This window comes from Duncaniella muris (genome assembly GCF_003024805.1).
Classification (GTDB): Bacteria; Bacteroidota; Bacteroidia; order Bacteroidales; family Muribaculaceae; genus Duncaniella; species Duncaniella muris.
In genome coordinates, this window is sequence record NZ_PUEC01000061.1 from 1 (window position 1) to 4,413 (window position 4,413).

The 4,413-nt window shown below is 45.3% G+C and carries 7 protein-coding genes; 4 read left to right on the forward strand and 3 right to left on the reverse strand.

Annotated features, from left to right (window positions below):
• From C5O23_RS13905 to C5O23_RS13915, 3 genes are all read left to right on the forward strand, one after another.
• On the forward strand, positions 1-653 hold a 653-nt coding region (locus C5O23_RS13905), incomplete at its 5' end, for a site-specific integrase (protein WP_153062503.1).
• Complete coding sequence (locus C5O23_RS13910) at positions 640-1,635, forward strand: tyrosine-type recombinase/integrase (RefSeq protein WP_107033511.1); 996 nt, start codon at positions 640-642, stop codon at positions 1,633-1,635. The genes C5O23_RS13905 and C5O23_RS13910, both read left to right, overlap by 14 nt.
• Positions 1,625-2,653: a tyrosine-type recombinase/integrase gene (locus tag C5O23_RS13915; protein ID WP_107033512.1), complete on the forward strand. Its 1,029-nt coding sequence runs from the start codon at positions 1,625-1,627 to the stop codon at positions 2,651-2,653. The genes C5O23_RS13910 and C5O23_RS13915 overlap by 11 nt, the downstream gene beginning before the upstream one ends.
• An 87-nt stretch (positions 2,654-2,740) precedes the next feature.
• Here the strand turns inward: C5O23_RS13915 and C5O23_RS13920 are convergent, their stop codons facing one another.
• Genes C5O23_RS13920 through C5O23_RS14490 form a run of 3 tightly spaced genes read right to left on the reverse strand, consistent with a single transcriptional unit; the run spans position 2,741 to position 3,361 of the window.
• Positions 2,741-2,893 (reverse strand): Cas9 inhibitor AcrIIA9 family protein, encoded by a 153-nt coding sequence (locus C5O23_RS13920; RefSeq protein WP_107033513.1) that lies wholly within the window; start codon positions 2,891-2,893, stop codon positions 2,741-2,743.
• 12 nt (positions 2,894-2,905) lie between these two features.
• On the reverse strand, positions 2,906-3,133 hold the full coding sequence (locus tag C5O23_RS13925; RefSeq protein ID WP_107033514.1) for a hypothetical protein: 228 nt from the start codon (positions 3,131-3,133) through the stop codon (positions 2,906-2,908).
• 12 nt (positions 3,134-3,145) lie between these two features.
• The gene (locus tag C5O23_RS14490) at positions 3,146-3,361 is read right to left on the reverse strand and encodes a hypothetical protein (RefSeq protein WP_107033515.1); all 216 of its coding nucleotides are present in this window, start codon (positions 3,359-3,361) and stop codon (positions 3,146-3,148) included.
• A 697-nt stretch (positions 3,362-4,058) separates the two neighbouring features.
• Here C5O23_RS14490 and C5O23_RS13935 point away from each other — a divergent pair.
• Positions 4,059-4,316, forward strand: a complete 258-nt coding sequence (locus C5O23_RS13935; protein WP_107033516.1) for an AAA family ATPase — start codon at positions 4,059-4,061, stop codon at positions 4,314-4,316.
• Positions 4,317-4,413 lie beyond the last annotated feature (97 nt).

A 4,413-nucleotide genomic window follows, 5' to 3' on the forward strand; every position in this document is an offset into this window, starting at 1 on the left:
TTCGTGCTTTCAAAGTCAGGCGCAAAGAGAGAATCCCTTCGTTCTATTCATCTGAAGATGTCGTAAAAATCGAGGAATCCGTCAATCGCAACTGCGCTCTCGGAAAAAGAGACTATGCAATCATCCTATTGGCTTCAAGACTCGGACTCCGTGCGTCAGATATATCCACGTTGACTTTTGATGAGATAGACTGGGAGAGCAATCTTATCAGAAAAAAGATGGTAAAGACCGGCAATTTCATAGAGTTGCCACTTCTGCCAGAGGTCGGAAATGCCATAATAGACTATCTTAAGAATGGTCGTCCGAAATCATCGGCTGTGAATTTGTTCATACTGCACAGACCTCCATATACCTCCCTAACTGCCTATGCAGTATGCAGCCAAATAAACAGGCTGATCACACTCAGTGGAGTGAATGTCACGGGGAAGCATCATGGCCTACATTCACTCAGACACTCTCTTGCCTCGGCGCTTCTAAAACAATCAACGCCGATAGAAACCATCTCCGAGGTGCTTGGCCATCAGAGTTGTCAGTCGACTATGAGCTATCTGTCCATAGACATGGAATCGCTCCGGCAATGTGCACTTGAAGTACCGCTTGTTCCGGACACATTCTATAATCAGAAAGGAGGGGTATTTTATGAGCGACACTGATTATAAAAGCGTTCTGGCTCCATATATGGCTCAACTTATGGAAATGGAGCGTGCCGCAGGCGCAGTCAACACGCATCTTCCCGGGACCTTGAAAGCCTTTGATGATTTTGCCTGCTCTTATGGCCTGAAAGACACATCTGTGAGTGAGAGTTTTATTACCGACTGGCTCAAAACAAGGATTAACGAGAGTGAAAGAACTGTCTATAACAAAGTCTCGGTCTGGAGAAAACTTCTTACTCTGATGAATCGCAGAGGTTGTAAATGCTATGTCCCCAGAGCTATGAGAAGACCTCATAGCACGTTTACGCCCTACGTGTTCACGGAATCAGAACTTTCATCCATATGGATGGAAATAGACCGCCAAAGAGCACACAAGAACAACGCCGACTCCCCACTCATGGCGCTCCCTACCATTTACCGGCTTTTATACAGTGCCGGTCTAAGAATGGGCGAAGCTCTTTCAATCAGGAATAAGGACGTCAACCTGCAGGACGGCACAATACTCATACACGCCACAAAAAGAGAGGCGGAGAGAATAATAGCCCTTCATGACACCATGAAGGACGTACTCCGAGACTACATCGAGTGCAGGAACCGAATGCCGCTGTCCGGACTCACAAATCCGGAACATCACCTGTTTGTAAAGCTGGACGGTACTCCCGTCACGGATAAGGCTGTGTACGCCAACTTCAGAAGTCTGTTGAGAAAATGCGGGATACAATATGGTGGTCGTTCCAGAGGTCCATGTGTCCACTCTCTGCGACATACCTATGCGGTACATGCTTTGGCGAACATGACCAGAAAAGGCATGAATATCTATGCGGCACTTCCTGTTTTGTCTGCAAGCATGGGACACCATTCCCTGGAAGCCACTGAATATTATGTGCGTCTTACTCGGAACACATATGCCGACATCGAAAGAAACAGCTCTGCGATTAACGCGTTTGTCTATCCATCTAAATCAAAGAGCCATGATGACTGAGACAGACTTTGCAAACCGGTTAAGCTCATTTATGAGCGAGTATCTTCCTCATGACCGTAATGTGAGCAAGCACACGCTGGCCTCGTATAAGGTGGCATTTATCGACTTCATAATCTTTATGGAAAAGCAAAAGTCTGTAAATGTCAATCGTGTTATGCTCAAGCATATAACAAGGGAAAACATACTCGATTATCTCCACTGGATAGAGACTGAGAAAGGCATCAGTCTTGCAACACGCAATTATCGGTTGGCTGCGGTGAAGTCTTTCTGTCGGTTTTTAATGTATAAAGATGTCGATCGCATGGCTCAATGGCAGAATATTATGTCCATACCTAAGGCCAAAACAGAAAAAAAGGCGTTGGAGTATCTTACTCCTGAGGGTATAAAGCTTATTCTCGAACAGCCGGATCAATCGACCTCAATGGGGCGCCGACATCTTGCACTTCTGGCTCTGATGTACGATACCGCTGCAAGAGTGCAGGAAATGGCAGACTTAATCGTCGGCAGTCTTCGCATTCAGTCGGAACCATATACAATTAAAATAATAGGCAAAGGGAACAAAGCCCGTATAGTACCACTCTCAAAGGAACAAGTATCTCTGATTAAACAGTATATGTCCGAAAATCAGAAATTGCTCGTTTCTCATACATCGCCTTTGTTCCAAAACTCCAGAGGCGAAAAACTTACAAGAGAAGGAATCGCCTACATACTAAAAAGATATGCAGACATGGCAAGACATCTGAATCCGGGGCTGATACCGCAAAGAATAAGCCCGCACTGCATAAGACACAGCAGAGCCATGAACCTTCTTCATAAAGGAGCCATGCATATCGTAGACCTTAGGGACTTCCTCGGCCATGCTTCGATAGTCACTACCGGAGTATATGCGAGAGCAGACTCCAAAGCCAAACGGGAAGCTTTGGAGCAAGCTTATAAAGGTGCAACATCTGAAATGTCAGAAAGAGAATGGGAAAATGACAAAAACCTGTTGACCTGGCTTAAACAGCTGGGGCACTAAATCTTTATGAGAAGTCCATCTGATAAGTAGCCAAGATAGACATCTGGATATCAAGCCGCTTTGAAATGGACTTCTCATAATATATCTCTACTCATAAAATGTCACGCACTCCTCAACTGATTTTGATGGGTTTGCAAACTTGACTGCGAACAGAGGGTCATTCTCGGCTCGTTCTTCAAGATAAGCCCTGATGGTTTCGTTAAAGGCTCGTGTGCCTTTGTTTTCTTTTGTGGTTGCCATAGTCGTATGTGTTTAGAGTGTTGCGAGTATCATTTTCTCTATCTCGATGGCGTTGAGTTCCGTATGGAAAAGCCAACTGATGAAAAGTTTTCGCCCTGCGGGTCTGAGTTCATAGTATAGCTGACGATATGTTGATATGTTGCCGTTGAGATAGGTTTCTATCATATAGTCGGCGATGTTGTCAACCTCGTAGTATTTGGCTTGCTGCTCCCAAGTCTTTGAATGTCTTTTTGTTGCCATAGTCGTAATGTTTTATAGAGTTAATATCCAGTAGATAATCACTATTTCGGTAAGGATTGAGATTAGCCACCCCACACCTCGGAATATCGGTCTGAGTATCGCCCAAAGAATAATCCCGACAACCGCCCCGACTGCTATCCCCACCACCTTAGCCGCCTTTTTTAATGCGGTATGAGCTGGAGAAGGTGTGAAGCTCGTATTTTTAATATGTCTGTCGTTCAGTGTCATAAGGCGATATTTTTTTTAATGCGTATAATCGCTGTTTGAAGTTTGTTCGCTCGTTGACCCTGCGGCACGACGGGAGCAAAGGGGTGTTCGGCACTTGCACAAAAAAATACTACCGACCACCGGGAGCTGTGGAGATTTTTTTGCGCGAATGCCAAAGAATACCCCGTACCGTCGTGTTAATCAACTTCGAGCGAATAAACTTTGAACTTCGTTTATACTCAGCATGAAACATAGAGGCGGCAAAGCCCCGCAGGGTGACACTGGACGACAGACATAAGAAAAATGGAAACCGTTGAGATAAAAGCAATGGCACCGGAAAGAGCAAGTATGCGTATGTTGCCGTACATGGAGCAGGGCGTAATTATCGGCGGCATACGCTTTCTTGCTCCCGTGGGCTTGAACAAACGGATAGTGGCGTGACGGCTCAGATTCATTATAAGGAGAAGGCGTATGGCACACTGATTTGCCGATTGGAGTCTTGTGAGGGAAGCGACGTCACCGGAGCATCCTCACAAGGCGTTGAGGCAAACCGGTGTGTAGCCTTCTCCCATAGTCGGGATGCGGTCGGATGGTGTCAGTGACCCGCCAACGCCTCTATCCGTTTTCGCAGTGCAATCCTAAAAATCGCGTACTAAATAACCTATAATTCAAATCAAAGTGTTATATTTGTAAAATAATTCCAAATACAACATTTGAAATGATATTGGAAATAACTCTTACTAACTTTTTCTCGATAAATGAGAAGATAACTCTGGATTTGCAGGCTGCCAACCTCCAGACAAAGGAGGCGCGTGCCCTCGCCGACAATACATTTGCGGTCGGGAATGAAAGACTGCTGAAAACGGTTGCTATCTATGGTGCAAACGCTTCCGGCAAGAGTAACATAATAAAGGCTGTCAAGGCGGCTGTGGATATGATACTTGACTGGAAAACCCAGGCTCGGATGACCCCTTAGACCAAGGTTGAATTGACCCCTGAAAATATTTTGAATTGACCCCTGAAAACGTTCTGGCCGACGGGGTCAATTTTATTTTGTCTTATCGGCTTTTTAT

Excerpts from the sequence above, each read along its gene's own strand:
- C5O23_RS13925 (WP_107033514.1), bottom strand. The coding sequence starts at position 3,133 with ATGGCAACAAAAAGACATTCAAAGACTTGGGAGCAGCAAGCCAAATAC.
- C5O23_RS13910 (WP_107033511.1), top strand. The coding sequence starts at position 640 with ATGAGCGACACTGATTATAAAAGCGTTCTGGCTCCATATATGGCTCAA.
- C5O23_RS13920 (WP_107033513.1), bottom strand. The coding sequence starts at position 2,893 with ATGGCAACCACAAAAGAAAACAAAGGCACACGAGCCTTTAACGAAACC.
- C5O23_RS13915 (WP_107033512.1), top strand. The coding sequence starts at position 1,625 with ATGATGACTGAGACAGACTTTGCAAACCGGTTAAGCTCATTTATGAGC.
- C5O23_RS14490 (WP_107033515.1), bottom strand. The coding sequence starts at position 3,361 with ATGACACTGAACGACAGACATATTAAAAATACGAGCTTCACACCTTCT.
- C5O23_RS13935 (WP_107033516.1), top strand. The coding sequence starts at position 4,059 with ATGATATTGGAAATAACTCTTACTAACTTTTTCTCGATAAATGAGAAG.